The sequence below is a fragment of the Vibrio genomosp. F10 str. ZF-129 genome, assembly GCF_000287055.2.
In the GTDB taxonomy this organism is placed as follows: domain Bacteria; phylum Pseudomonadota; class Gammaproteobacteria; order Enterobacterales; family Vibrionaceae; genus Vibrio.
Genome location: NZ_AJYQ02000038.1, coordinates 124,836 through 148,479, shown reverse-complemented (window position 1 = coordinate 148,479; position 23,644 = coordinate 124,836). Strand labels below are relative to the sequence as shown.

Below are 23,644 nucleotides of genomic sequence, written 5' to 3'. Positions count from 1 at the left end.
TCTCGCGACTCTATACTGTGAGATCATCTTCATTATTCGTGGTATTTGATGATCTCAACGTCCAATCTTTCCAAACTGGTTCAACGCCAGAAGGCAACCAGAGGTTTCTTCCTAACTCCGTCCACGGAGAAGGATAGTGAAAGTCACTGCCTTGAGAGGCTAATAGTTTGTATTGTATCGCATAATCAGCAAGTGTGCGTCTTTCTTGTTGCGCTTGTTGAGGAAGCGCTATTTCCATTGCATCGCCCCCAGCTTCTGTAAAGACCGCCAATAAACGCTTAATCCATTTTGCTGTTAGGTTATAGCGCCCCGGATGAGCCAATACTGCGAGCCCTCCTGCACTGTGTATCGCATCCACCGCATCTTTCATAGAGCACCAATTAGGTGGCACATACCCTGGGTTATTGCGAGTTAGGTATTTTTTAAACACTTGCTGCATTGTTTTAGCATAGCCGTTATCAACCAACCATTTGGCGAAATGTGCACGAGTAATGGGTGCATCCCCTGCGATATCCTGTACTTCGGAAAAAACACCGTCCCTTGTTGATTTCTCTAATCGGTGGGCAATCAGTTTTGCTCTTTCGTGACGATGTAACTTTTGCTGGTTAATTAACGCGAGTACAGCATCATCATTGGTGTCGATATTCAGCCCTACAATATGGATATCTTTATTCTGCCATACCGTGGAGAACTCAATACCAGTAATGAGCTCTAGGTCTAACGAATTTTCTTCAATGTACGCCTTGGCTACACTGATCCCATCTAACGTATCATGATCGGTTATCGCTAACACTTTTACGTCAAAGCTCACCGCCCTTTCTACAAGTTCTTGCGGGGTAAGCCTGCCGTCTGAAGCGGTTGTGTGACAGTGTAGATCTATTTTCATTTTTTCATTCGTTTTGGTTGACTTTCTCTTCGCATACTAGTTAACTAGTACACAAATACAAACGTATCCGATAAGGCCCACTATGTTACAAGCATTTAACCTAACGAATAAAGATAAAGTTTCTGTACTTTGTGCTGACATTTGTTGGTGGCGTACTTGGACATATTCTAAGTGGGTAAACGTGTAAAAAAACAAGCCAGATTGTTTCACTAAAGCCCGCTAAAATTAGCGGGCTTTTTTATTTTGTCGACGCGCTCACATTCAACCGCTGAACAATTCATCAAATAAGGCATATTGTTCATTGGGAGTCTAGGTAGTTTGTGCGAGTATGTATGATAAGCAGATACAAAAAACTAGAAGGAAGTCTTGTGAACAAGACCATAAATATTAAACAGTTGGGAAGTATTGAAACCATCAATACCAACGTTCCATACGCTCAAGACCCTACTCAGCTATTTCATTCTCTATGTGAAAATAAGCGAGACAGTTTATTACTTGAATCCGCTGAAATTGACTCAAAACAGAACCTTAAAAGTATGCTCTTGATCGATTCTGCGGTCAGAATTATCTGTTACGGGCATCGGGTTACCTACCAGGCGCTCACCGAAAATGGTCGCAGCTTAATCAAGCATATTTACGCGAATGTGAATCCAGAGATTCACTCTGAATTCAATGAAAATCAGCTGGTACTGACATTCTCATCGGCATGCGACACATTAGATGAAGATTCTCGCCTTCGGGAGTCTTCTTCATTTGATGCCCTTCGCCTTGTCCAACATAGCTATAAAACAAACCCAGACGAAAAGTTAGAACTATTTTTAGCTGGCCTTTTTGCCTATGACTTAGTGGCAAACTTCGAGCCGTTAGGTGAGGCAGAAAGCACTAACCAATGTCCTGACTATGTTTTTTATGTCGCCGAAACCTTATTGCGCTTCGATCATCAAACCGAGCAAGGTCACCTTCACGCCAGTAATTTTAGCCAAGATCCAAAGATAAAAGCACAGCTAGAGCAGCGACTGACGGAAATCACCACACAGTGCCAACAACCACCAGCAGAGGTTCATGCTAAGAAGCTCACTAAGGTTGATGTGGTTCCAAGCATCTCAGATGACGTATTTTGTCAGACAGTACGAGATTTAAAAGAATACGTGGTTAAAGGCGATGTATTCCAAGTGGTCCCATCACGCCGATTTACCTTGCCGTGTCCATCTCCTCTTGCCGCTTATAAAGAGCTAAAACAAAGCAATCCAAGCCCGTATATGTTCTACATGCAGGATGAGCTTTTTACTCTGTTTGGCGCGTCTCCTGAAAGTGCCTTGAAGTACGAAACCGAGACCAATCAAGTGGAGATCTATCCGATCGCAGGCACTCGCCGCCGTGGTAAACGCCCGAATGGAGAAATTGACTTTGACCTAGATAGCCGCATTGAACTTGAATTGCGTAGCGATAAAAAAGAAAACGCTGAGCATATGATGTTGGTCGATCTAGCAAGAAATGACGTGGCTCGAATCTCTGAGCCCGGCACTCGCCATGTTGCCGACTTACTTAAAGTCGACCGCTATAGCCATGTGATGCATTTGGTCTCTCGCGTTGTTGGTCAATTACGTGGGGATTTAGATGCACTTCATGCCTACCAGGCTTGCATGAATATGGGCACCTTAACCGGCGCACCAAAAATTCGAGCGATGCAACTCATTCGCGACGTAGAAAAAGCACGACGAGGCAGTTACGGGGGCGCAGTCGGATACTTAACTGGGGAGGGAACGCTGGATACCTGTATCGTAATTCGCTCAGCTTATGTCGAAAATGGGGTCGCTCAGGTGCAAGCGGGCGCCGGCGTTGTGTTTGATTCAGACCCTCAAGCCGAAGCTGACGAAACTCGTGGCAAAGCCCAAGCGGTTATTTCCGCTATTCAGACTGCTCATAAAGGATAACGACATGACCAACGCTCAATCTCAAGTATCTGCCAATATCGTTTTCGTCGATAACTTTGATTCATTTACCTACAACTTAGTTGATCAGTTTCGATCGCTTGGCTATTCGGTAACGGTCTACCGCAATAATATCGATGCTGACGTCATTGTTGACGCGATAAAAATGTTAACCAATCCTGTTGTGCTACTTTCACCGGGCCCAGGCGAGCCTTCGAAAGCGGGCTGCATGCCAGAGCTGATTCAACAGCTAAAAGGACACGTGCCAATGATTGGGATCTGTCTTGGTCATCAAGCGATTGTTGAAGCCTACGGTGGAACGGTTGCCGGAGCGGGCGAGATTATTCATGGTAAGGTATCAATGATGGATCATCAGCAGCATTCTATTTACCAAGACCTACCGTCTCCTTTAGCCATCGCTCGTTACCATTCATTGGTTGCCACGCATGTAACCAAAGAACTGACCGTAACGGCGGAAGTGGATGGACTTGTCATGTCAGTAGCTCACGAGCAAGATAAAGTGTGTGGATTTCAATTTCACCCAGAATCGATCATGACAACTTACGGTGCCACTCTGCTCGCTAACGCCATAGAATGGGCATTAGACAAACCGCGTGTTACTGAAGCGTCACCAAAAAAAATAACGGAATAATAGGAAAAATCATGGAAACGATTATTAATAAGCTTTATGAACAACAGTCGCTAAGTGAAGACGAAAGCCAACAGTTGTTTGACGTTATTATACGCGGTGAACTTGACCCTATTTTAATGACAGCGGCGCTCACAGCCCTAAAAATTAAAGGCGAAACACCGGAAGAAATAGCAGGCGCAGCGAAAGCGTTACTCGCTAATGCTCACTCATTCCCTCGCCCTGATTATGATTTTGCTGACATCGTCGGAACCGGGGGGGATGGGCACGATACGATTAACATTTCTACGACCGCCGCCTTTGTTGCCGCAGCGTGTGGGCTAAAAGTAGCCAAACACGGAAACCGCAGTGTTTCATCCAAATCTGGCTCTTCTGATCTGCTCGACTCTTTTGGTATCAACTTAGCCATGAGCCCTGAAGATACCCGTAAGGCGGTTGACGATCTCGGCGTCGCTTTTCTATTTGCCCCTCAATACCACGGTGGTGTTAAACATGCCATGCCCGTTCGACAAACGCTGAAAACACGCACCATTTTCAATATTCTAGGCCCGCTGATTAACCCTGCTCGTCCGAATATAGAACTCATGGGCGTTTACAGCGAAGAACTGGTGCTCCCTATTGCAGAAACCATGTTAAAAATGGGCATGAAGCGTGCGGCAGTGGTACACGGAAGCGGTCTTGATGAAGTCGCTATTCACGGCCCAACCACAGTGGCTGAGATCAAAGAAGGTGAAATCATTCAATATACATTAACGCCTGAAGATTTCGGTGTAAGCAGCCACCCTCTTGAAGCCATTAAAGGCGGAGCACCAGAAGAAAATCGCGCTATTATCACCAATATGTTGACCGGCAAAGGGACCGATGCCCAACTCGGAGCTGTCGCTGTGAATGTTGCGTTACTTATGCGCCTATTTGGCCATGAAAACCTAAAAGAAAACACGCAACAAGCGATCACCGCAATGAATTCAGGTAAAGCGTTCGATCTGGTTCAGCAACTAGCAAGCAGAGGCTAAATAATGACTCAACTTTCTGAACACGTTTCGCTGCAAGAAACAGAAATGGCCGAAGTTCTCGCCAAGATAGTAAAAGACAAACACGTATGGGTTGCAGAAAGAAAACAATCTCAACCATTGGTAGGGTTTCAATCTCAGCTTACTGAGTCTGATCGCGACTTTTATGCGGCGTTAGCCAATGGAAAAACAGCGTTTATTCTGGAATGTAAAAAAGCCTCACCTTCTAAAGGGTTGATACGTGACGACTTCAATTTAGAACATATCGCTAGCGTTTATAATCGCCATGCCAGCGCAATCTCAGTGCTAACAGATGAGAAATACTTTCAAGGCAATTTTGAGTTTTTACCAAAGGTACGCGCTATTGCAGCGCAACCTATTTTGTGTAAAGACTTTATGGTCGATAGCTACCAAGTGTATCTCGCTCGCCATTACAGCGCAGACGCTATTCTCCTGATGCTGTCGGTTCTCAACGATGAACAGTACAATGAACTATCAACGCTGGCCCACTCTTTGGGTATGGGCGTGCTCACTGAAATTAGTAACGAAGAAGAACTCGAAAGAGCCGTCGCATTAAACGCAAAAGTTATCGGCATCAATAACCGCAACCTTCGTGATTTATCTACTGATTTAAATCGTACTAAAGAACTGGCTCCGTTAGTCAAAGCAAAGGCGCCTGACGCGATCATTATTTCAGAGTCAGGCATTTACACGCATCAGCAAGTCAAAGATCTTATCCCATACGCGAAAGGGTTTCTTATTGGCAGTTCGCTGATGGCAGAAGACAACCTTGAACTGGCCGCTCGAAAAGTCATTCTTGGCGAGAACAAAGTCTGCGGCTTAACCCACCCAGACGACGCAGCGAAGGCATATCAAGCGGGTGCAGTGTTTGGTGGATTGATTTTTGTTGAACAATCTAAACGATGTGTTGATATCGAAACAGCTCGCATGACTATGAGTGGTGCGCCTCTTCAATATGTTGGCGTCTTTCAAAATCATCCCGTCTCTTCGATTGTCGAGATTGTCGCTAAACTTGGTCTTAAAGCGATTCAGTTGCATGGAGATGAGCCCCAGGAATTCGTCGACGAACTCAAAGAGCAGGTTTCAGATTCAATTGAGATTTGGAAAGCGTATGGAGTTACCGACGTCATGCCTGTTCTTTTAAAGGAAAATGTTGACCGACACTTGCTCGATACCAAGGTAGGCGACCAATCGGGTGGCACAGGAAAAGTATTCGATTGGGATGTAATTAATCGCACTCAACAAATCATGCTAGCGGGAGGCCTCAATGCTGACAATGCAAAACAGGCGTCCATGCTCGGCTGTTTAGGACTCGACCTAAATTCAGGCGTCGAGTACCAAGCAGGTAAAAAAGATACCGATAAGCTGCAACAAGCGTTTGCAGCAATCAGAGATTACTAAGGAATAAAATCATGGCAAAACTTGACGCCTATTTTGGTGAATACGGTGGACAATATGTTCCACAAATCTTGGTACCAGCACTCGATCAACTTGAGCAAGCGTTTATTGACGCGCAAGCTGACCCTGAATTCCAAGCGGAGTTTATGACGCTGTTACAAGAGTATGCGGGCCGACCAACAGCATTAACCCTGACAAGAAACCTCACTAAAGGAACAAAAACCAAACTGTACCTTAAACGAGAAGACTTGCTGCATGGCGGTGCTCATAAGACCAACCAAGTTCTTGGTCAAGCTTTACTTGCAAAGCGTATGGGCAAAAAAGAGATCATCGCCGAAACAGGCGCTGGGCAACATGGTGTAGCAACCGCACTTGCCTGTGCATTGCTTGATTTGAAATGTCGCGTTTACATGGGTGCAAAAGATGTCGAGCGCCAAAGTCCTAATGTATTTCGCATGAAACTGATGGGTGCTGAGGTCATTCCCGTCCATTCAGGTTCTTCTACGCTTAAAGATGCGTGTAACGAGGCGCTGCGCGACTGGTCTGCCACTTATGAAGAAGCACACTACTTGTTGGGCACCGCGGCGGGTCCTCACCCTTTCCCAACGATTGTTCGTGAATTTCAACACATCATTGGCGAGGAGACTAAACGTCAAATTCTGGCGCGTGAAGGTCGCTTACCCGATGCTGTGATTGCCTGTGTGGGCGGTGGTTCAAATGCCATTGGTATGTTCGCAGATTTCATCGAAGAAAAAGACGTTCGTTTGATTGGTGTAGAACCTGCAGGTAAAGGAATTGATACTGACCAACACGGTGCGCCACTTAAACATGGTAAAACGGGTATTTTCTTTGGTATGAAAGCACCTCTGATGCAAGATCAAGACGGACAAGTTGAAGAATCATACTCGGTCTCTGCTGGGCTTGATTTCCCATCTGTAGGCCCACAACATGCTCACCTTAACTCTATTGGACGTGCCGAATACGATAACGTAACGGATGATGAAGCACTTGATGCATTCCAAATTCTAGCTCGTAAAGAAGGGATCATCCCAGCGCTAGAGTCTGCACACGCACTCGCTCATGCGTTGAAAATGGCCCATGCCGACCCAGAAAAAGAACAGTTATTGGTTGTAAATCTATCTGGACGTGGCGATAAAGACATTTTCACCGTTCACGATATTCTAGAAGAGAAAGGAGTTTTATAATGGATCGCTATCAAACACTATTTGCTCGCTTAAGTGAGAAAAATCAAGGTGCTTTTGTCCCTTTCGTTACCGTTGGTGATCCTAACCCTGAGCAATCACTAAAAATTATGGAAACCTTAGTGGAAGCAGGCGCTGATGCCCTGGAACTGGGTATTCCATTCTCAGATCCATTAGCTGATGGCCCAACGATTCAAGGCGCAAATATTCGAGCATTAGAGTCTAAAGTCACTCCTGATATTTGCTTTGAAATGATTGGAAAGATTAGGGCGAAATATCCGGAACTGCCGATTGGGTTACTGATGTACGCTAATTTAGTGTACTCGCGCGGTATCGACAATTTTTACCAACGTTGTGCCGATGCAGGCATCGATTCGGTGTTAATTGCAGATGTTCCTACCAACGAAAGCGCGGAATTCGTTGCTGCTGCTGAAAAATATGGCGTTCACCCTATTTTTATCGCACCACCAACAGCCAGTGATGACACACTGAAGTCCGTGGCTAAGCTCGGTAGCGGTTATACCTACCTATTGTCTCGCTCAGGGGTCACTGGCGCAGAAACCAAAGCCAACATGCCAGTCGACACTTTGCTTGAGAGACTCAATCAGTTTGATGCACCACCCGCCTTACTTGGTTTTGGTATTTCTCAACCTGAACAAGTAAAACAAGCCGTCGAAGCGGGTGCAGCGGGTGCCATTTCGGGATCTGCCGTAGTCAAAATTATCGAAACGAATGTTCAGGAACCCGATGTGATGATTGCCGAACTGCATGAGTTTGTCTCTTCAATGAAGCAAGCAACACAGAAATAGCACTGTCGTAAACCGCATCACTATAAACTCTGAGGCCTTCAATCATTGAAGGTCTTTTTTTGTCCCCCTTTCTTGCTACAAGTCATTCTTACCGCCACACAACCAAAAAACTATCGTAACCAAAACCATCATAACCAAAACCAATAATTAAAAAGAAAATTATTGATCAGCCCCACAGCAAACGTTTGCATTAAGTAAAATAAAATCAGTTTAGATAAAAAATGTCATCTTTTTTAACGATTATGGATCCAGTCGGTTGCCAATACCTCCTGTAACGTGTAAAAACATATCAAAATATTAATCTAATTATTTAATATAGATTAGTATTTAATATTAGGATTTTACAATTTAGTAGCACAGGAGTTATACAGGTGTTAAAACAAAAGAATTTACTAAGTAACATTGGAGTGCAGGTTGTCATCGCGATGATCCTGGGTACCATCATCGGTGGTCTTATGGGCGAAAGCGCTGTTATGTTCGCTCCAATGGGTGCCATCTTCATTGCACTGATTAAAATGTTGGTCATTCCATTGGTTGCGGTCGCACTTATTTCAGGCGCTGCGGGCTTAGGCAGCAGCCAGTCAGCAGGAAAAGTTGGCCTCACGACTCTAGGATTTTTTGGTATTACTTCCGCTTTAGCCGTTGCGCTAGCACTTTTTATGGGCGAAGTATTTCAACCAGGAATCGGCATTGATGTTTCTGGTGTTGAAGGCATGTTCTCTGCTGAATATGCAGCGAAAGGTGAGCTACCCACTTTCTGGGCGACCATCACTGGTATGATCCCAACCAACATTTTTAGTTCACTCAACGATGAAAACATCCTCCAGATCCTAGTCTTTTGCCTTTTCTTCGGTGTGGCACTTTCTCAGCAAGCAAAAGAGAAACGCGATCCAATCATCAATGGCGTAAACACGATTGTTGATGCCATGGTATGGATGATCAACAAAGTAATGGTCATCGCTCCTTTAGGGGTGTTCGGCTTAATGGCTGAAGCCGTGGGTACTTTTGGATTCTCAGCCTTAATGATCGTTTTCAAACTGTTTCTGGTTTACACCGCTGCGATTCTGATTTTTGGCTTCATCGTCTACCCGTTGATGATTCAACTCTTTACTAAGACCTCAGCTAAGAAATTCCTAACTGCAATGAAGAAGCCACAAGCGGTTGCTCTTTCAACGGCTTCTTCTATGGCGACATTACCAGTCACCATGGAAACGGTTGAAAAAGAACTTGGCGTTCGTAATTCTACCGCTTCTTTTGTTTTGCCTTTAGGTGCAACAATCAACATGTCAGGCAATGCGATTTACTACGGTCTGGTTGCAATCTTCTTTGCTCAGTTATTTGGTATCGACCTAAGCATGGGCGCTTACATTGCGATCATTTTGACTTCCACACTCGGTGCGGTTGGCCAAGCGGGTGTCCCTGGTCCATCATTCTTAGTTGTTGCTGTATTACTTGCAGCAGGTATTCCAATTGAAGGTCTACCGCTTCTTTTCGCTCTTGACCGTATCTTCGATATGATTCGTACTGCGCTTAATATCACTGGTGATGCAGCCTGTGCGGTTATTGTTGATTCTTTAATTGAAGAAGAAGCAAGTGAAGTCGAACTTCAAAAGCAAGAAGCGTAATCTAAATAGATCAAATTAAGTCTCTTAAATTCAATTGGTTAAGTTACTTAAGTTAAGTAGTAGAAAGTAAGTCGCAGAGCCTACATCTAAGCAAAGCGTCTTAAAAAGGTCACAAGATCTATCCTCTTGTGGCCTTTTTATTATTTTAATTTGGGGATCTATTGTTGGGATCTATCGCACGCTTTCCCTGTTATGCACTCGATGGCATTTGACTCTATTGTTATGGTACTAAGTTATCAACGAGTCTGTTCAGACAGGGAATTCAAATGGCTGCGATGAATGAATCAAATAGCATGGAAAAACCCTGCATCGGTAAGGCACTCAAAGAAGCATGTTTCTACGCGGCGCTGTTTATTGAAAAAACGCTCTCAACTCAATTCTGTGAAACCATACTCATCGATAGACTCCAACTGACCTATTCACTTGATCCTTCGACTGAAACTCTAAGCATTACGACCTGTTTAAAAACCCGTGCTTATCAACAGGCATTAGATATTAATATTAAGTCATGGCCAGGTGAGTACAAATCATTAGAGAAGTCAGCCATCCAGAGATTCGGTCATTGGGCTCAGTTTTGGTGTGAATACGAGATTTTCAAAATCAAACAAGGCTACCCTTATGAGGCTGACCATCGGCCAGGGTCTCTATCCTTAAACGAAGATCACTATCACTCAGAGTTCATTGAGCATATCGAATCCGTCGACACGCCGTATCAGACGCTTCACCATGAAGTGCCCGTCACACTCAGTGATGCGATTGTATTAATCAACCTCTCCACACTTGTTTTACACAACCAGTGGTACGAAATTTTATTCAATCTAGACATATCTCGCCAGGGTAGCCATTTCGTAATGACGACGACCAATGATTATCCTCACCTAAATAAGACAAAGACTATTGTTTCATCGGCCCGCGTGCAAAACTGGCAAGAATCAAATAATTGGCTCTATTTCACTCCTTTTTTCCGTAATCATCACTGGCAGCTTTGCTTACCTAACAATCTAAACCAACGCTGTTTAGAACTTGAACTGTTTGATTCGACGTTTCATCTTGAAGGGAACTGTAATCAAAGCTTTGAAGATAGGTTTAGTGCACATATCTTAGATAAATCATTCGTCTGTGAAGTGCTGCGTTTAACGGTCAGTGGCTCCAGTACTCAAGGTACATTTTTTCTATTTCTTGCTCAAAAAAAGCTAATGAGATATTTGATGAATAAGCACATAAAATTGGCTTACACTATCATTGAACAACCTTGGATGATTCGCTTTTACGAAACCTTAGAACAAGGCGGCTATTTTCCGAGTAGTTTCAGGAAGATCGATCATTCTGATAGGCATACATACAAAGGGTTTTGGGTTATTCCCAATTTATGCAATGAGCTCGAAAACACAAACTTTCACTCTTATAAACGTCGCGTTGTAAGCAGAATCAAACAAATGAAAGAGATCAACTATGTTTGACACACTGATTGCCCCTCTACTTTACCCTAAAGCGCTGGTTCTTATTGGCATCTCTTTCCTCATTCTCAGTTGGGTAGGATACTTTCGGCTGTCCCTACACAGACAATCGAGCTCGAATAACAACAAGACCTTTCGGTTTTATGTACTGTACTCCATTGGTCTATTTTTCTGGATCATGAGTAACGCCTATTTTCATACCGACTTTCTTGTCATTTTCCCCACTGACGTTGCCATTTTCATGGCGATCTTTGCCAATCTATCCGCTTTCTTTGGCTTCATGTTTGCCTTTTTGTTCTCATGTCAACTTCGAGCTGAGTTATCCCAATCAGCGACACCCAAAATACACTACCTCATTCTCAGTCTATTTGTTTTTTATGCTGTCATCGTCAACATTATTCCTGATTTGACCGTCATTGATGTTCAGGTGAGCAGCGCAAGTCACTTTATTATTGAATTTGGCCCGCATACACAAGGTTTTTTCATCGTTCTGATATCCCTCGTTATCCTCACGCTGACCAATCTTATCCATATCAGACACAGTGCGAATAAGCTCGGGCAAGCGAGAATTAACTATATGCTTCTCGGCATTGCTATCTTTATGATTTCAACAGCCATCATTCAGCTCGGTTTTACTTATTTGTTGAACGACTTTTCACTGACATGGCTACCACCTGCACTGTCAATCAGTGAAATGTTGATGGTTGGTTACGCTCTACTAACCCGTCGATTTTTTAGTGGCCGATACATTTTATTTCTGGGACTCACCGTCGCCCTGACTAGTGGTATTTATTCCGCACTCTACCTGTCGTTATCTCAATTCCTTGCGCCTGCACAAGCCGGCATTCATGTCATCATTTGGTGTATGTTTATCGGTGTCACATGGCGATACCTATTCAATACGATCAAACGCTATGTCAGTCTAATTATCTATCGTTCAAAAACCACGCCACTCGATGATATCAACGCGTTAGTGAGCGAGTTTCAATCATCTCCTTCCATCGCTATGTCTAAACTATCGCGGTTGTTAGATGTCCCTCAGTCTCAGATACAACTTATCCAGACCAGCGAAGAAGATGAGCTTTACACCCATCAAATACAGCTGAATGGGAACGCGCTCATTGTTGATGAGATAAAGGACCAAATTGATCGTTCAACGTCAAGTCAACCTAAAGAATTGCTTGAACTGTATACAAAGATGAGCAATACCGATGTGGCCATGATGCTGCCACTCTATGACGACAGACAAGATGTCTCTCACTTCCTGATTTCCACCCATAAAATCAGCGGACGTTTATTTTCACAAGAAGAGATACTGGCCTTGCAAGGAATGCTTAAAAAGGCTCAAGGCTATATCAATATGGAGTGCAAAATTCGACAATCTCAAGCACTTGCGAATACCATTGCCCATGAAATGAGAAACCCTTTAGCTCAAGTATTACTGCATTTCGAAGCGCTCAGTTCACATATTGCACGTGGTTCGCAAGTTGTAGAGCTTGAAAAAGAGATAGAAAACGGAAGAAACGCCGTTGAACGTGGCAAACAACTGATTGATATCATACTGCGCGAGGTGAACAGCGCCTCTTTGGACGATGAGCCATCCTCCTCCTACTCCATCACACAGCTTCTTAAAGGCTCGTTGGAACAATACGGGTTTGAACACCCTAATCATCGAGAGCGTGTTGATCTGCGGATAGACGGTGATTTTTACGTAAAAGTAAATGACACTCTGTTTAACTTTGTTATTTTTAATCTATTACGAAACGCGATTTACTATTTTGATTCTTATCCTGATAGTCAAATTACTATTTCAGCGTCACAACACGAAAATCAAGCGACCGTGGTCATACGAGATTCTGGGCCAGGTATTTCTGACAAGATACAGAGCCAAATTTTTAACGACTTTTTCTCACACAATAAAAGTGGTGGCAGTGGGCTGGGCCTGAGCTACTGTCAACGAGTCATGACTTCCTTTGGTGGCACCATTCGATGCCATTCTAAACTGGGTGAATTCACTGAGTTTCACCTCATATTTCCCGCGGTAAGCCCTCCACCAATCAATGAAAGAAAGACGAGCGGTGTGGTTAAAAATACCGACAAAAAACATCGCGTTGATGTGAGTAAGGTTTCCAATAAACATATTTTAGTTGTTGATGATAAGGAAGTTCAACGAGCTTTAGTCACTCTTTATCTTGAACAGCTGAACATGGGGTTCAACGTCATTCAAGCCAACAACGGAAAAACCGCCATTGATATCTTTAACACTAACCCTATTGATCTTGTGATCATGGACGTGCAAATGCCTATCATGAATGGCTTTGAGGCTTCGATTGAGCTAAAGAAAATATCCCCCGCAACCCCTATCATCGCTCTGTCTGGAGAGTCTGGCGCCAAAGAACTGTCTCTGATTGCTCGCCTAATGGATGATCATTTGACTAAGCCAACCGGACAAGATGCATTAAAAGAAAAAGTACTCAAATGGCTGAATAAAGATAAGGAAACTCAATCGATCCATTAGTTGGCATTTAATATGCTTCATTTTCTAACAACGATGCGGTGGCAATTTTTTGGCTAACAAAAGCCCTCCGCGCCGATTTAGATTAGGAGCAATCACTATGGATATTCATCGACACACATACTACGGATTAATTCATCACGGAATAAAAACGCTGCTTGTGGATCGCATTGGTCATTTTACTGAGGCGGAATACCACGAATACTTAAATGTCATGACAGGAAAGTCCTGTTGTTTTTCAATGAGCGATGAAGAGTTAAGGTCAGCCGTCGACAATTTAAGAACCGAAGGGTATCTAGAAGATATAAAACAACTGGTTTCAACTCAACAAACCTCCAGTTTAGAAAGATAGTTCGCTAGCTGGAGAGTACACAGTTATCCCTAGTTTTATTATTCCTTGTATTTATTGTGCCTTGATTATTGGTTATTGGTTAGTGGTTAGTGGTTAGTGGTTATTGCATTGTTTTTTCTTTGGTTGAATTCACGCGACGGCAGGCCAATCCAATAATGGAAAATCACTCTTCAGAATTATAACGCCACTTTCTTAATCTCTATTTGCTACAATGCCTCAATAACTGTTCTCAGCGACCTCTCTGGTCGCTGTTTTGTTTTTTGGAATACCTATGACTCATGAAGTGAATGCCCCAAAAGGGCAACTGTTATTAAGAACCCTCGCAATGCCCGCAGACACCAACGCTAATGGTGATATTTTTGGCGGTTGGATAATGTCTCAACTCGATTTAGCCGGTGGTATCCTAGCTAAAGAAATTTCTTCAGGCCGTATTGTTACCGTTTCCGTATCCAGCATTACCTTTAAGAAACCCGTGAAAGTGGGCGATGTAGTGTGTTGTTATGGTGAATGTAAAAAAATTGGCAGGACTTCGATGTCCATTAAACTAGACGTATGGGTCAAGCCTGTTAAAGAAGATGGTGTCGGTGAACGTTTTCAAGTGTGCGAAGCCACGTTCAATTACGTAGCAATCGATCAAAATGGTAAACCTCGTTTAATTCAGCAGCCCTAAGCTCACATTAAGGTTATATTATTGCTGAAGAAACCTGCTAAAGTCAGTACATTACTTTTCAGAAAATGAACCGAATCATTCAACAAACTCGCTAAATATTATAAGGATATAGCCATGTGGTACGTAATTTTTTCAACAGATATTGAAAACTCACTCGAAAAACGACTTTCTGTTCGCCCACAGCACTTAGCCAGGCTAGAGAGTTTAAAAGAGGAAGGTCGCTTGCTGACGGCAGGTCCAATGCCAGCGATTGATTCCGACAATCCAGCGGAAGCCGGCTTCACAGGGTCGACGGTAATCGCAGAATTTAATTCACTGCAAGATGCGCAGCAATGGGCGGATGCAGACCCTTACATAGAGGCTGGTGTTTATGCCAATGTCATCGTTAAACCATTTAAGAAAGTATTTTAATATGCGTAAAGTTATCATTGGTGCTTTGGCTTCTTTGATGTTATTTGGCTGCTCTTCTAATGCTAATCAACAAAGAAACCTTGAACTCTTAGCCCAAAACCGAGCCAGTGTTTTGAGCTCGGAGCTACCTTTGGAGTATGGTCCTCTGTCAATCATGCAAGCGAGAGCAAAGGGTACAACCATCGAAATAATGATGGTTTACAACGATGATGCTCCTGGTGCAAAACCCACTCAACAAGTCATGAAAATGAGTGTAGACAGCTATTGCAGTGACCCCGATGTCAAAAGTAATCTCGAAGTGGGCGTTAGCTACCGTATACAAATGCGCAACAGTCGAGGCCAGCTCATGATTGACCAATACATCGACAATAGTACGTGCCAGTAGATTGAAATACCGGTGACCCAGGTGATGTTAGGTCGACCACACTGCTCAAAAATGCCATATCTTGATATGATGATTTTTATCTTTTCACCGTGATACGCATTCAGACCAGCAGCAATTGAAGCTTGCATATTCTATATCACACATATACAGTATGCGATTCAGATCACATATATACTCTTTGTTACCTCAAACACTTGAGAAATAGTAAGAACCCGCTGGAGTTTCCATGAAAAAAATCATTTCTGCACTCGCTGTTACCGCTGCACTTGCATCATCTGTCGCTTTTGCTTCTACGCCTGTGATGTTCTCATCGATTAATAATTTTAATTCACCCGACGAGCAAGCGGTTGGTGGTGTACGTGTTGCTGCTCTTTACGGTAAAGTCGATGACCTTAAAGGGGTTGATTTGGCTATTGTTGGCCTTTCTGAAACGAACAATACAACGGGTGTTAACCTGGGGTTTTTTGGCGCTTCTAAAGTCAACGAATCTATGACAGGCGCATCTTTAGGCTTTTTTAACTGGAATACTGGTTCAACGCTTGGCGCAAACATTGGTGCTGTCAACTTAACCAACGATGTTAAAGGCGCGAACATTAGTTTTGTTAACTATTCAGAGGGCAATACGCTGGTTGATATTGGTGCAGCAAACCTTTCTGATACATCAACCGTTCAATTTGGCTTTTTCAACAAAACAGCGAAAATTGAAGGCGTTCAAATCGGTATCATTAACTGTGCTGATAATGGTTTTTTCAAATGTTTCCCTATTGTCAACTTTGCTAAATAGTCTACCTTTTGTCCGAACTTAGCACTTAGAGCATCGCTCTAAAGAAAAACTTCGTCGGACAATTAAACGATACATAAACAAAATGCCGCTACCATAGCGGCATTTTTTTATCGAAGACTGTTCTACCTTATTGTGTTTACTCGCTAAGCTATTTCTCGTTCCTTCCATTCTTTTCTTAACGATTTTGCCGCTGAAACCAGATTGGTTAAGGCTTGCTCTGTTTCTGTCCAGTTACGCGTTTTCAACCCACAATCTGGATTAACCCATAAACGGCTCGCTGGGATTTTCTCTGCTGCTTTTCTTAGTAGGTCTTGAATCCACGCTTCTGATGGAATATTTGGCGAATGAATGTCATACACTCCTGGTCCAATTTCATTGGGGTAGTTGAACTCTTCAAAAGCACGTAATAATTCCATATTCGAGCGAGAGGTTTCAATGGTAATAACATCCGCATCAAGCGCCGCGACGGAATCAATAATTTCATTGAATTCGCTGTAACACATATGCGTGTGAATTTGTGTTTCTGGTCTCGCACTGGCCGCTGAAATCTTAAATGCGTCCACCGCCCACTCTAAGTACTGCTTATGATCTCTCTTTTTCAGCGGCAAGCCTTCACGAATCGCAGGTTCATCGATTTGAATAATATTAATGCCTGAATTTTGCAAGTCAGAAACTTCATCTCTAAGAGCAAAAGCAAGCTGCTGGGCAATTTTTTTACGGGAGATGTCTTCTCGAGGGAATGTCCAACACAGTATCGTTACTGGGCCTGTCAGCATGCCTTTCATGTGTTTAGAAGTCAGAGATTGTGCATAGGTGGTCCAATCCACGCTGATTGGCTTTTCGCGCTCAATATCAGCAACAACAATCGCCGGTTTCACGCAGCGTGACCCATAGCTTTGTACCCAACCAAATTGAGTCGTTTGAAAACCTGAAAGGTGCTCTGCGAAATATTCCACCATATCATTACGTTCGGCTTCACCGTGCACCAGTACGTCCAAATCTAGGGCTTCTTGGCGTTTCACGGCATCGGCAATATGCCCTTTTAACGCTTCATTATATTGGGATTCGGTTAGAAGGCCTTGCTTATATGCACTTCTCTGAGCTCGAATTTCACCCGTTTGCGGAAACGAACCAATCGTTGTTGTCGGCAATAAAGGTAACCCAAGTACAGTTGATTGATGCTTAGCGCGTGTTACATATTGCTCACTTCGCTCTGATAATGCCTTGGTAATACTGTTAATACGCGCTTCAACTTGAAGCTTATTCACCTGGCTTGATGAGAGCCTTGCAACAATAGGTTGGCTGTATTTCTCACACGCTATAATCGCTCTACCATCGCCATCGATAGCAGCCGCGAGCAACGCAACTTCTTCAACTTTTTGTTTAGCAAAAGCAAACCACGACTTCACTTCTGCACTTAACTCCTCTTCTAACTCCAGATCCACTGGGCTATGCAGCAATGAACACGATGTGCCAATCCATAACCGTTCAGCCAGTTTGTCTTTCACTGGCTTCAAGCGTTCAGCCCAAGCGCTTAAATCTGCGCGCCAAACATTTCGACCATTAATCACACCCGCAGACAATATCCAGTCTTGAGGTAGTTTTGAAACAACCCGATCTAATTGCTCTGGTGCAGCCGCTAAGTCGATGTGTAAACCTTGTACTGGTAGTTGCACAATCTTATCAATCGTATCGACTACTGAATCAAAATACGTCGTGAGTAGCAGCTTCACATCACTTTGAAGCACTTGGTAAGCAAGTTTGAATGAATCAAGCCACTTATCTTCCAGCTCTAAGGACAAAATAGGTTCATCAATCTGTACCCACTCCACACCTAAGCTCGCAAGTTTTGAGAGAATGGCTTGGTAAGCGGTCAATAAACGAGGCAGCAATGTCAGACGATCAAAGCCCTGCTCGACTTCTTTTCCTAAATATAGATAACTCAGTGGACCAAGTAGAACGGGTTTGACTTTATGCCCCGCTTTAATAGCTTCATTCACTTCTTCGAATAGTTGCGGCCAACTGACTTCAAAACTGTCATCTTGGCTGAATTCTGGAACGATATAGTGGTAATTGGTGTTGAACCACTTGGTCATGTCTGAAGCAGCGTTGCCGTGACTCTCTCCCGTACTGCTGCACCCACAACTCTCTTGGGATTGACCCCGACCGACTTTAAATAATGCGTCTAAATCGGGGAAGCCATCTCGATGACGCTTTGGTGTATGACCCAATAACAGTGTTGTCGTTAACACATGGTCATACCAAGCAAAATCCCCCGCGGTAGTAAAGCTCAGCTTTGCATTATCTTGCAACTGCCAATGCTTTTTACGCAGGGTTGAACCTACCTCTTTGAGTGATTTTTGATCTATTTCTCCACGCCAGTATTGTTCCAATGCAAATTTTAGCTCTCTTTTTTCGCCGATACGTGGGTAGCCTAATATATGTGTTGTGGTGGTTGCTGCTGTCATTTCCCTAGTCCTTCTGATGATTACGGTTCTGCGCCAATAATTCTTAAGCTAGTTAGTCATGATTACTAAAGAGCTCTAGATGGCCAAACTATCTCGTTTTTCATCAATATGAACAATCTCCATTTATTCACCTTGTTTATTAATAATATTCATGAACATTCAACCAAGTAGCCATCTAGATGTTTACACATCTAATATTAATGGGTAGATTAGAGAAGCTAATGAAGCTTCTAGGAAGATGAGAGGAACTCATGATTGAGCTAAAACATTTACGCACTCTGACCTCATTAAGAGAGACCGGGTCATTAACCGCCACCGCCACCGCACTGCATCTGACTCAATCGGCGCTGTCTCATCAAATAAAAGATCTCGAATCCAGAATCGGTGGGCAGCTCTTTTTGCGTAAAACGCGACCAGTGAAATTCACGTCCGAAGGGGAAATTTTACTTAAAGTGGCCAATGAGGTATTGCCGAAACTCGCTCAAGCAGAAAATGAAATTGCCAGTTTGAAAGAAGATGTGAATGGACGATTGCACATGGCCATCGAATGCCACTCCTGTTTTCAGTGGCTTATGCCTGCTCTCAAAGAGTACCAACTCGCTTGGCCAAGTGTCGCCCTTGATTTTTCATCAGGATTTGGCTTTGAGCCCTTACCTGCCTTGATGGCTGGTGAGCTCGATCTTGTTATTACCTCAGACATTCAACCCCGATCTGAAGTCCACTATGAACCCTTGTTTGATTTTGAAATGCGTCTTATCACCGCAACCACTCATCCGCTCTCAACAAAGGAGTGTATCGAGCCGGAGGATATCATGGATCAAACCATGCTCTCTTACCCGGTGCAGAAACAGCGCCTTGATATCGTAAAACATTTTTTGCAACCCGCAGGTGTGGAGCCTCAGAAATGGAAGCAAGCCGATAACACCTTGATGCTAGTTCAAATGGTGTCTGCAGGGCTAGGAGTTGCTGCTCTACCCAACTGGGCAATTAGCGAGTTTTCAAGACAAGGGTTAATCAGCAGTAAACCTCTAGGCAAAGGCCTCTGGCGCAGGCTGTTTGCCGCCACGCGAAATTCCGAGAAAGATAAGCGCTACTTACAAGCCTTCTTTTCGACCGCCAAACTTCAATGTAAAAGCCACCTTGATGGGATCAAGATGGCTTAAAAGAAATGGCTGATATATCATTGTTTATGTGCGCATTTCCTCGTCAAACAAGGAAATGCGCTTAACGTTGGTATGCTTTAAACTGATTGGTTAATGGATCATATTGATAACCTAATACATCCAGCTTACCGATTAGGCTTTCCACATCCATTTCATACGTGCTGACCAACTCGTCAAAGCTGTCACATTCTAATCGCAGCTTTTCGTTAACGATACCCAGAAGGATGGCGTTATCGAGACGAGAAATATTGCTAAGATCCATCATTATTCTCCTTTATTGCGAGAGTTAAACTTCTCAGGGGTAAAGATAAAAAGTAAGAGCTAAACGTTTACCAATACAAGCTTTACTCAAGGCGCATATCTTACTTACGCAACCTTGCTTAAAGCATAGTTGTTATTCATAGTATCACTGTGATTTCTTAGTTAAAAAGTGATCCTCTTCTAAATCACCATGATTTGAGATGAAATGGTCGCGGAGCATAACAATAACAGCAACCCCAGACCTATCTGAATTTTTTCTGGTGCGCGAGTCACCAATAAATGCCAACACGAAACCACCACCCCAATCAACACAAATAGAAAACTAGTAACGAGCGGTGTCAATAATAGCGCCAACTGTGACTCATGGAACTGATAAATACTCGCTAAGACACACCCGGTGAACATCATTGCGGCAATCACTACGGTCACAGGTAAGATTCGATGGAACGCTTGTAAACGTGTTCGAGCAATGGTCAATAATAAGTGAGAGAAACTTGCACCAAGCAAAAAAATCAGAACAAAGTAAGTAAGAGATTGAGACACACTCACTTGCTGAACAATTTGAATTCCCACAAACGACAAGGCAAAGCCATTCGCGAGAAATAGCAACCAAATAGGACCAGCATCACGTGTTTTGCCCGTTTGAACACGAGAATAAAAATAGAATATCGCAAAAACCACCATAAATGCTTCGATTTTCAAAGAAGCAGTCGCTAACCATAGTACCCCTATCGCTGGTAGCATTTTATGAATACGCCCACGCTGGCCTGGGCAAATGTCCCCTTTCACTAAAATGAGTGTCAGTACAAGCTGTGCCCCAAGAAGCATCGCTGGAAAAAGAGAAATTAAGTGATTGATCATAATATCCACGGTTAAAAATCGAAGGTTCAATAATTAGCAGAGGATGATAACAGACCTAAACCCATTCACTAACCGCAATCATTCACAAACCGCTATTGATGCCTTATTTGTCACACCAGAGCTAAGTTGTGCAGGGGTCAATGTTTCTGTAGTAGATAATTCATGGCGGCTTCTGACTCTAAAATCCCTTTGTAGCCCCCCTGTTCATCCACGAGTACCCAAGGAAATGGCAGTTGTTCTTCAATATAGCGTTCTAAATCTAAAAGAGACGAACGATGATCCAACCTTGAAAATCCAGTTCTCATTAACTGATTCACAGGACGATGCCAAATGGCGGCCTCACGGTTACTCTCTAACTCCGTCCCCATTTGAGGTGTTAGGTGTAAATTCACCTCAAGCTTTGACACCAAACCCACGCATTTCTTGTTCACAATAACGGGCAAGGTTAGCGAAGGAGAACTTTGAAGCCTTTTATTGACCTCAACAAGCGGTGTACTTGGGTCTAACGTCCCTGCATCAGTCGCCAGATTAAGCAACGTCAGTTTTTGTTGTGTATTTCTAAAACCTTCTAACTCCGACGCTAACGCCACTTGGTAATCGAGCGCGTATGTAATGTTTCCGATAGCAACCGGTTTAGAAAATAGATAGCCCTGCATATAGTCGACCCCTAGAGCCTTAAGCACACTTAACTCCGCCAAGGTTTCCACTCCCTCGGCCACCACCTTGATACCTAAGGTGTGAGAGAGTTCTGTGATCATTTTTACTATATGGTATTGCCCTGACCCTTTTGTTATCTCTCGAACAAACTCACGATCGATTTTCAGAATGTCAAAATGCCTCTCGCGCAAGTAGTTGAATGAAGAATACCCTGTGCCGAAATCATCAATGGCGATTTGCACACCACTTGCACGAAGAGCCTGCAAAGCTTTACCCTGGCTAGGGCTACTCTCAAAATAGGCACTTTCAGTGAGTTCAATGGTTATTGATTCAAAACCATCAGCGAAGTGCTCAAGCATCTCCGATGTTTCTTTCAACACCTGTTCCGTTCCCAAGTTCGTATTGAGTGAACGGTTGATCGTTAGCCCAACCTTATCACCACAAACGGCTCGGATTTTACTCAGATCACCTAAAGCAATCATTCCAACAGCGCTGTCCAGCTTTGGTACAAGCTCAAGATCTTCAGCAATATTGACCATTTCTTGGGTCGTAAATTCCAGATTGAGTGTTGGGGTGAAGCGGCACAATGCTTCAAACTTGGCTATCTGCCAGGTGTTGGCGTCAATAATCGGTTGATAATGTACATGAAGTTTATGGTTCGCTATCGATTCTCGAACAATCCCTTCGAGTATTTTTTTTCTTTCCAGCTCTTTATGAGTTTTACTGTGGTAAAACGAAATGCTCGTTTGACCACTAGGCTTGCTATCCATCATCGCTTGCATCGCATGAGAAATGGCTCGTTTAGGGACATCGGTATCATAACCAATTATGGATACCCCAATTCGTCCGCTAACCACATATTCATGTATGTTTTGTCCGCCTTCCAATTTAACTTCTTGGAAAAACTGGCTAATCGATTTCATTAATGCACGTTGTGGGCTTATTTTTTTCTGTGAAGGGCTTTCAACGCAAACAACAAAGACACCATTTGAAAGGTATCCAGCCAAACTGCTGTAACGGCTGCGAGACAACATATCGGAAAACAACTGCCTATTTTCCAAAATATTTTCCTCACCAAAACTCGGCTGCAACGCAATCACCACTTTTCGGCTATCGATCGTATTCGAAGAACACAGCTCTTCTAGCAGTTTAACAAACCGATCTTTAGTCGGCAGTTGAGTTAAAAGCTCAACCCCGCCTAATCCTTTATCGGCAATTCGATACAATTGATTCGATAAATCGACGACGATCCCTAGGTAATAGACTTTATTATCACTAAAGGTGACCTTTTGGATGGTGAGATCTTGAGGAGCCGTCAAACCTGCAGCTGTGCGGCTTAAAATACTGCCGCCCCAAGAACCTTTTTCGTGAATGTCTCGCCACATATCTTGGTAAAATTCGTCGGGATATTTGCCTGCATTAAATATATTGGCTTTTAATCCCAGCATTTCATTTCGCTTAAACCCTTTTAACTGCTCAAAATAGCGATTGCACGTTAAAATTCGAGTCTCACTGTCTGTGACGACGATGCCATGATGCGTATTCTCAAACAATATTTGAAAAACTTCACATAATTCACTCATTGACGTTAAACCAATCAAAGGACGAAATGTCCCACTGACCGCGTTTTTCTCTGGCTTCTCCATGTAAACTTCAACCTGAATGAAACCCGTTCCTTTGGGCATTAGAGTGCAATTGACGTATTCACTGACTCCAGTTTTAAGAACTCGCACCAGTGCATCTTTCAAATCACGTCTCTGTGTTCCCGGCATATACTCCAAAATGTCGTCCATTGACGAAATTAAATTGGTCGCGTTGAGTAAGCCTTCCAGTTCTTTTTTATCAAAGACAAACTCTCGCTTATCTAAATTCAAATACCACTCATACACGGCAGAGGCATTGAATACTGAATCAATCTCGAGTACTCCAACATCTGACACTTCATTATCCAGCGTACTCTTATTTTGAACCATAAATATACTCTCGGTTGTTGCATCTGATTTTGTTAACGTTGCCCGACTCATTTTATAGAGAACCTGTTTATAGAAAACTCGCTAAGTCACTATTATGAATATAGTTGAAACTATAGATCGCTCGCGGTTTAATTGGGACTTTTTCCTGCATTCTTG

The 23,644-nt window shown here is 43.3% G+C and carries 21 protein-coding genes and 1 other annotated feature; of the genes, 16 read left to right on the top strand and 5 right to left on the bottom strand.

Annotation, left to right across the window (positions count from 1 at the left end; genetic code table 11):
* Positions 1 to 10: 10 nt before the first annotated feature.
* Positions 11 to 886 carry an RNase RNM gene (rnm, locus tag A1QO_RS05585; RefSeq protein ID WP_017041156.1) on the bottom strand — a complete coding sequence of 292 codons (876 nt, stop codon included), beginning with the start codon at positions 884 to 886 and terminating at the stop codon, positions 11 to 13.
* 82 nt (positions 887 to 968) lie between these two features.
* Between rnm and A1QO_RS20230 the strand changes: the two genes are divergently transcribed.
* From A1QO_RS20230 to A1QO_RS05515, 15 genes are all read left to right on the top strand, one after another.
* Complete coding sequence (locus tag A1QO_RS20230; RefSeq protein WP_139152152.1) at positions 969 to 1,073, top strand: Trp operon leader peptide; 105 nt, start codon at positions 969 to 971, stop codon at positions 1,071 to 1,073.
* Positions 1,026 to 1,128 (top strand) — a sequence feature (Trp leader region). Its footprint overlaps the gene before it by 48 nt.
* Before the next feature lie 90 nt (positions 1,129 to 1,218).
* Positions 1,219 to 2,820 (top strand): anthranilate synthase component 1, encoded by a 1,602-nt coding sequence (locus tag A1QO_RS05580; protein WP_426570604.1) that lies wholly within the window; start codon positions 1,219 to 1,221, stop codon positions 2,818 to 2,820.
* A gap of 4 nt (positions 2,821 to 2,824) precedes the next feature.
* Positions 2,825 to 3,469 (top strand): aminodeoxychorismate/anthranilate synthase component II, encoded by a 645-nt coding sequence (locus tag A1QO_RS05575; RefSeq protein ID WP_017033826.1) that lies wholly within the window; start codon positions 2,825 to 2,827, stop codon positions 3,467 to 3,469.
* A gap of 11 nt (positions 3,470 to 3,480) precedes the next feature.
* Positions 3,481 to 4,479, top strand: coding sequence for an anthranilate phosphoribosyltransferase (gene trpD / locus A1QO_RS05570; RefSeq protein ID WP_017039315.1), 999 nt, complete (start codon positions 3,481 to 3,483; stop codon positions 4,477 to 4,479).
* A gap of 3 nt (positions 4,480 to 4,482) precedes the next feature.
* Entirely contained in the window at positions 4,483 to 5,898 is a 1,416-nt protein-coding gene (gene trpCF / locus A1QO_RS05565; protein WP_017033824.1) for a bifunctional indole-3-glycerol-phosphate synthase TrpC/phosphoribosylanthranilate isomerase TrpF, read from the top strand.
* A gap of 11 nt (positions 5,899 to 5,909) precedes the next feature.
* Positions 5,910 to 7,100: a tryptophan synthase subunit beta gene (trpB, locus tag A1QO_RS05560; protein ID WP_017039316.1), complete on the top strand. Its 1,191-nt coding sequence runs from the start codon at positions 5,910 to 5,912 to the stop codon at positions 7,098 to 7,100.
* Positions 7,100 to 7,906, top strand: coding sequence for a tryptophan synthase subunit alpha (gene trpA / locus A1QO_RS05555; RefSeq protein WP_017039317.1), 807 nt, complete (start codon positions 7,100 to 7,102; stop codon positions 7,904 to 7,906). The genes trpB and trpA overlap by 1 nt, the downstream gene beginning before the upstream one ends.
* 365 nt (positions 7,907 to 8,271) lie before the next feature.
* Complete coding sequence (locus tag A1QO_RS05550; RefSeq protein ID WP_026026816.1) at positions 8,272 to 9,531, top strand: dicarboxylate/amino acid:cation symporter; 1,260 nt, start codon at positions 8,272 to 8,274, stop codon at positions 9,529 to 9,531.
* A gap of 266 nt (positions 9,532 to 9,797) precedes the next feature.
* A complete protein-coding gene (locus tag A1QO_RS05545; protein WP_017039318.1) occupies positions 9,798 to 10,991 on the top strand; it encodes an acyl-homoserine-lactone synthase in 1,194 nt (397 codons plus the stop codon).
* Positions 10,984 to 13,506 carry a response regulator gene (locus A1QO_RS05540; RefSeq protein WP_017038989.1) on the top strand — a complete coding sequence of 841 codons (2,523 nt, stop codon included), beginning with the start codon at positions 10,984 to 10,986 and terminating at the stop codon, positions 13,504 to 13,506. Before A1QO_RS05545 ends, A1QO_RS05540 begins: the two co-directional genes overlap by 8 nt.
* Before the next feature lie 97 nt (positions 13,507 to 13,603).
* Positions 13,604 to 13,855, top strand: coding sequence for a hypothetical protein (locus tag A1QO_RS05535; RefSeq protein ID WP_017038990.1), 252 nt, complete (start codon positions 13,604 to 13,606; stop codon positions 13,853 to 13,855).
* 271 nt (positions 13,856 to 14,126) lie between these two features.
* Positions 14,127 to 14,525 (top strand): acyl-CoA thioester hydrolase YciA, encoded by a 399-nt coding sequence (yciA, locus tag A1QO_RS05530; protein WP_017038991.1) that lies wholly within the window; start codon positions 14,127 to 14,129, stop codon positions 14,523 to 14,525.
* Between the two features lie 114 nt (positions 14,526 to 14,639).
* Positions 14,640 to 14,936: a YciI family protein gene (locus A1QO_RS05525; RefSeq protein WP_017038992.1), complete on the top strand. Its 297-nt coding sequence runs from the start codon at positions 14,640 to 14,642 to the stop codon at positions 14,934 to 14,936.
* 1 nt (position 14,937) lies between these two features.
* Positions 14,938 to 15,321, top strand: a complete 384-nt coding sequence (locus A1QO_RS05520) for a GspS/AspS pilotin family protein (protein WP_017033815.1) — start codon at positions 14,938 to 14,940, stop codon at positions 15,319 to 15,321.
* A 226-nt stretch (positions 15,322 to 15,547) separates the two neighbouring features.
* Complete coding sequence (locus tag A1QO_RS05515) at positions 15,548 to 16,105, top strand: VC2662 family protein (protein WP_017040541.1); 558 nt, start codon at positions 15,548 to 15,550, stop codon at positions 16,103 to 16,105.
* Positions 16,106 to 16,248: 143 nt separating this feature from the next.
* On the opposite strand, the gene metE is transcribed toward A1QO_RS05515, so the two are convergent.
* Positions 16,249 to 18,573, bottom strand: coding sequence for a 5-methyltetrahydropteroyltriglutamate--homocysteine S-methyltransferase (gene metE, locus A1QO_RS05510; RefSeq protein ID WP_017040542.1), 2,325 nt, complete (start codon positions 18,571 to 18,573; stop codon positions 16,249 to 16,251).
* Positions 18,574 to 18,824: 251 nt separating this feature from the next.
* Between metE and A1QO_RS05505 the strand changes: the two genes are divergently transcribed.
* Complete coding sequence (locus A1QO_RS05505) at positions 18,825 to 19,736, top strand: LysR substrate-binding domain-containing protein (protein WP_017033812.1); 912 nt, start codon at positions 18,825 to 18,827, stop codon at positions 19,734 to 19,736.
* A 61-nt stretch (positions 19,737 to 19,797) separates the two neighbouring features.
* Here the strand turns inward: A1QO_RS05505 and A1QO_RS05500 are convergent, their stop codons facing one another.
* From A1QO_RS05500 to A1QO_RS05490, 3 genes are all read right to left on the bottom strand, one after another.
* The gene (locus tag A1QO_RS05500; RefSeq protein ID WP_017033811.1) at positions 19,798 to 19,998 is read right to left on the bottom strand and encodes a DUF4250 domain-containing protein; all 201 of its coding nucleotides are present in this window, start codon (positions 19,996 to 19,998) and stop codon (positions 19,798 to 19,800) included.
* Positions 19,999 to 20,177: 179 nt separating this feature from the next.
* A complete protein-coding gene (locus A1QO_RS05495; protein ID WP_017038995.1) occupies positions 20,178 to 20,858 on the bottom strand; it encodes a hypothetical protein in 681 nt (226 codons plus the stop codon).
* 137 nt (positions 20,859 to 20,995) lie between these two features.
* Positions 20,996 to 23,488, bottom strand: coding sequence for an EAL domain-containing protein (locus tag A1QO_RS05490; RefSeq protein ID WP_017040544.1), 2,493 nt, complete (start codon positions 23,486 to 23,488; stop codon positions 20,996 to 20,998).
* Positions 23,489 to 23,644: the final 156 nt, after the last annotated feature.

Bases quoted from the DNA above. Each gene is read 5' to 3' on its own strand.
- A1QO_RS05520 (WP_017033815.1), top strand. From the start codon at position 14,938: ATGCGTAAAGTTATCATTGGTGCTTTGGCTTCTTTGATGTTATTTGGC.
- rnm (WP_017041156.1), bottom strand. From the start codon at position 886: ATGAAAATAGATCTACACTGTCACACAACCGCTTCAGACGGCAGGCTT.
- metE (WP_017040542.1), bottom strand. From the start codon at position 18,573: ATGACAGCAGCAACCACCACAACACATATATTAGGCTACCCACGTATC.
- trpD (WP_017039315.1), top strand. From the start codon at position 3,481: ATGGAAACGATTATTAATAAGCTTTATGAACAACAGTCGCTAAGTGAA.
- A1QO_RS05505 (WP_017033812.1), top strand. From the start codon at position 18,825: ATGATTGAGCTAAAACATTTACGCACTCTGACCTCATTAAGAGAGACC.
- yciA (WP_017038991.1), top strand. From the start codon at position 14,127: ATGACTCATGAAGTGAATGCCCCAAAAGGGCAACTGTTATTAAGAACC.
- trpA (WP_017039317.1), top strand. From the start codon at position 7,100: ATGGATCGCTATCAAACACTATTTGCTCGCTTAAGTGAGAAAAATCAA.
- A1QO_RS05490 (WP_017040544.1), bottom strand. From the start codon at position 23,488: ATGGTTCAAAATAAGAGTACGCTGGATAATGAAGTGTCAGATGTTGGA.
- A1QO_RS05540 (WP_017038989.1), top strand. From the start codon at position 10,984: ATGTTTGACACACTGATTGCCCCTCTACTTTACCCTAAAGCGCTGGTT.
- A1QO_RS20230 (WP_139152152.1), top strand. From the start codon at position 969: ATGTTACAAGCATTTAACCTAACGAATAAAGATAAAGTTTCTGTACTT.
- trpCF (WP_017033824.1), top strand. From the start codon at position 4,483: ATGACTCAACTTTCTGAACACGTTTCGCTGCAAGAAACAGAAATGGCC.
- A1QO_RS05580 (WP_426570604.1), top strand. From the start codon at position 1,219: ATGATAAGCAGATACAAAAAACTAGAAGGAAGTCTTGTGAACAAGACC.
- A1QO_RS05495 (WP_017038995.1), bottom strand. From the start codon at position 20,858: ATGATCAATCACTTAATTTCTCTTTTTCCAGCGATGCTTCTTGGGGCA.
- trpB (WP_017039316.1), top strand. From the start codon at position 5,910: ATGGCAAAACTTGACGCCTATTTTGGTGAATACGGTGGACAATATGTT.
- A1QO_RS05515 (WP_017040541.1), top strand. From the start codon at position 15,548: ATGAAAAAAATCATTTCTGCACTCGCTGTTACCGCTGCACTTGCATCA.
- A1QO_RS05545 (WP_017039318.1), top strand. From the start codon at position 9,798: ATGGCTGCGATGAATGAATCAAATAGCATGGAAAAACCCTGCATCGGT.
- A1QO_RS05535 (WP_017038990.1), top strand. From the start codon at position 13,604: ATGGATATTCATCGACACACATACTACGGATTAATTCATCACGGAATA.
- A1QO_RS05525 (WP_017038992.1), top strand. From the start codon at position 14,640: ATGTGGTACGTAATTTTTTCAACAGATATTGAAAACTCACTCGAAAAA.
- A1QO_RS05500 (WP_017033811.1), bottom strand. From the start codon at position 19,998: ATGGATCTTAGCAATATTTCTCGTCTCGATAACGCCATCCTTCTGGGT.
- A1QO_RS05575 (WP_017033826.1), top strand. From the start codon at position 2,825: ATGACCAACGCTCAATCTCAAGTATCTGCCAATATCGTTTTCGTCGAT.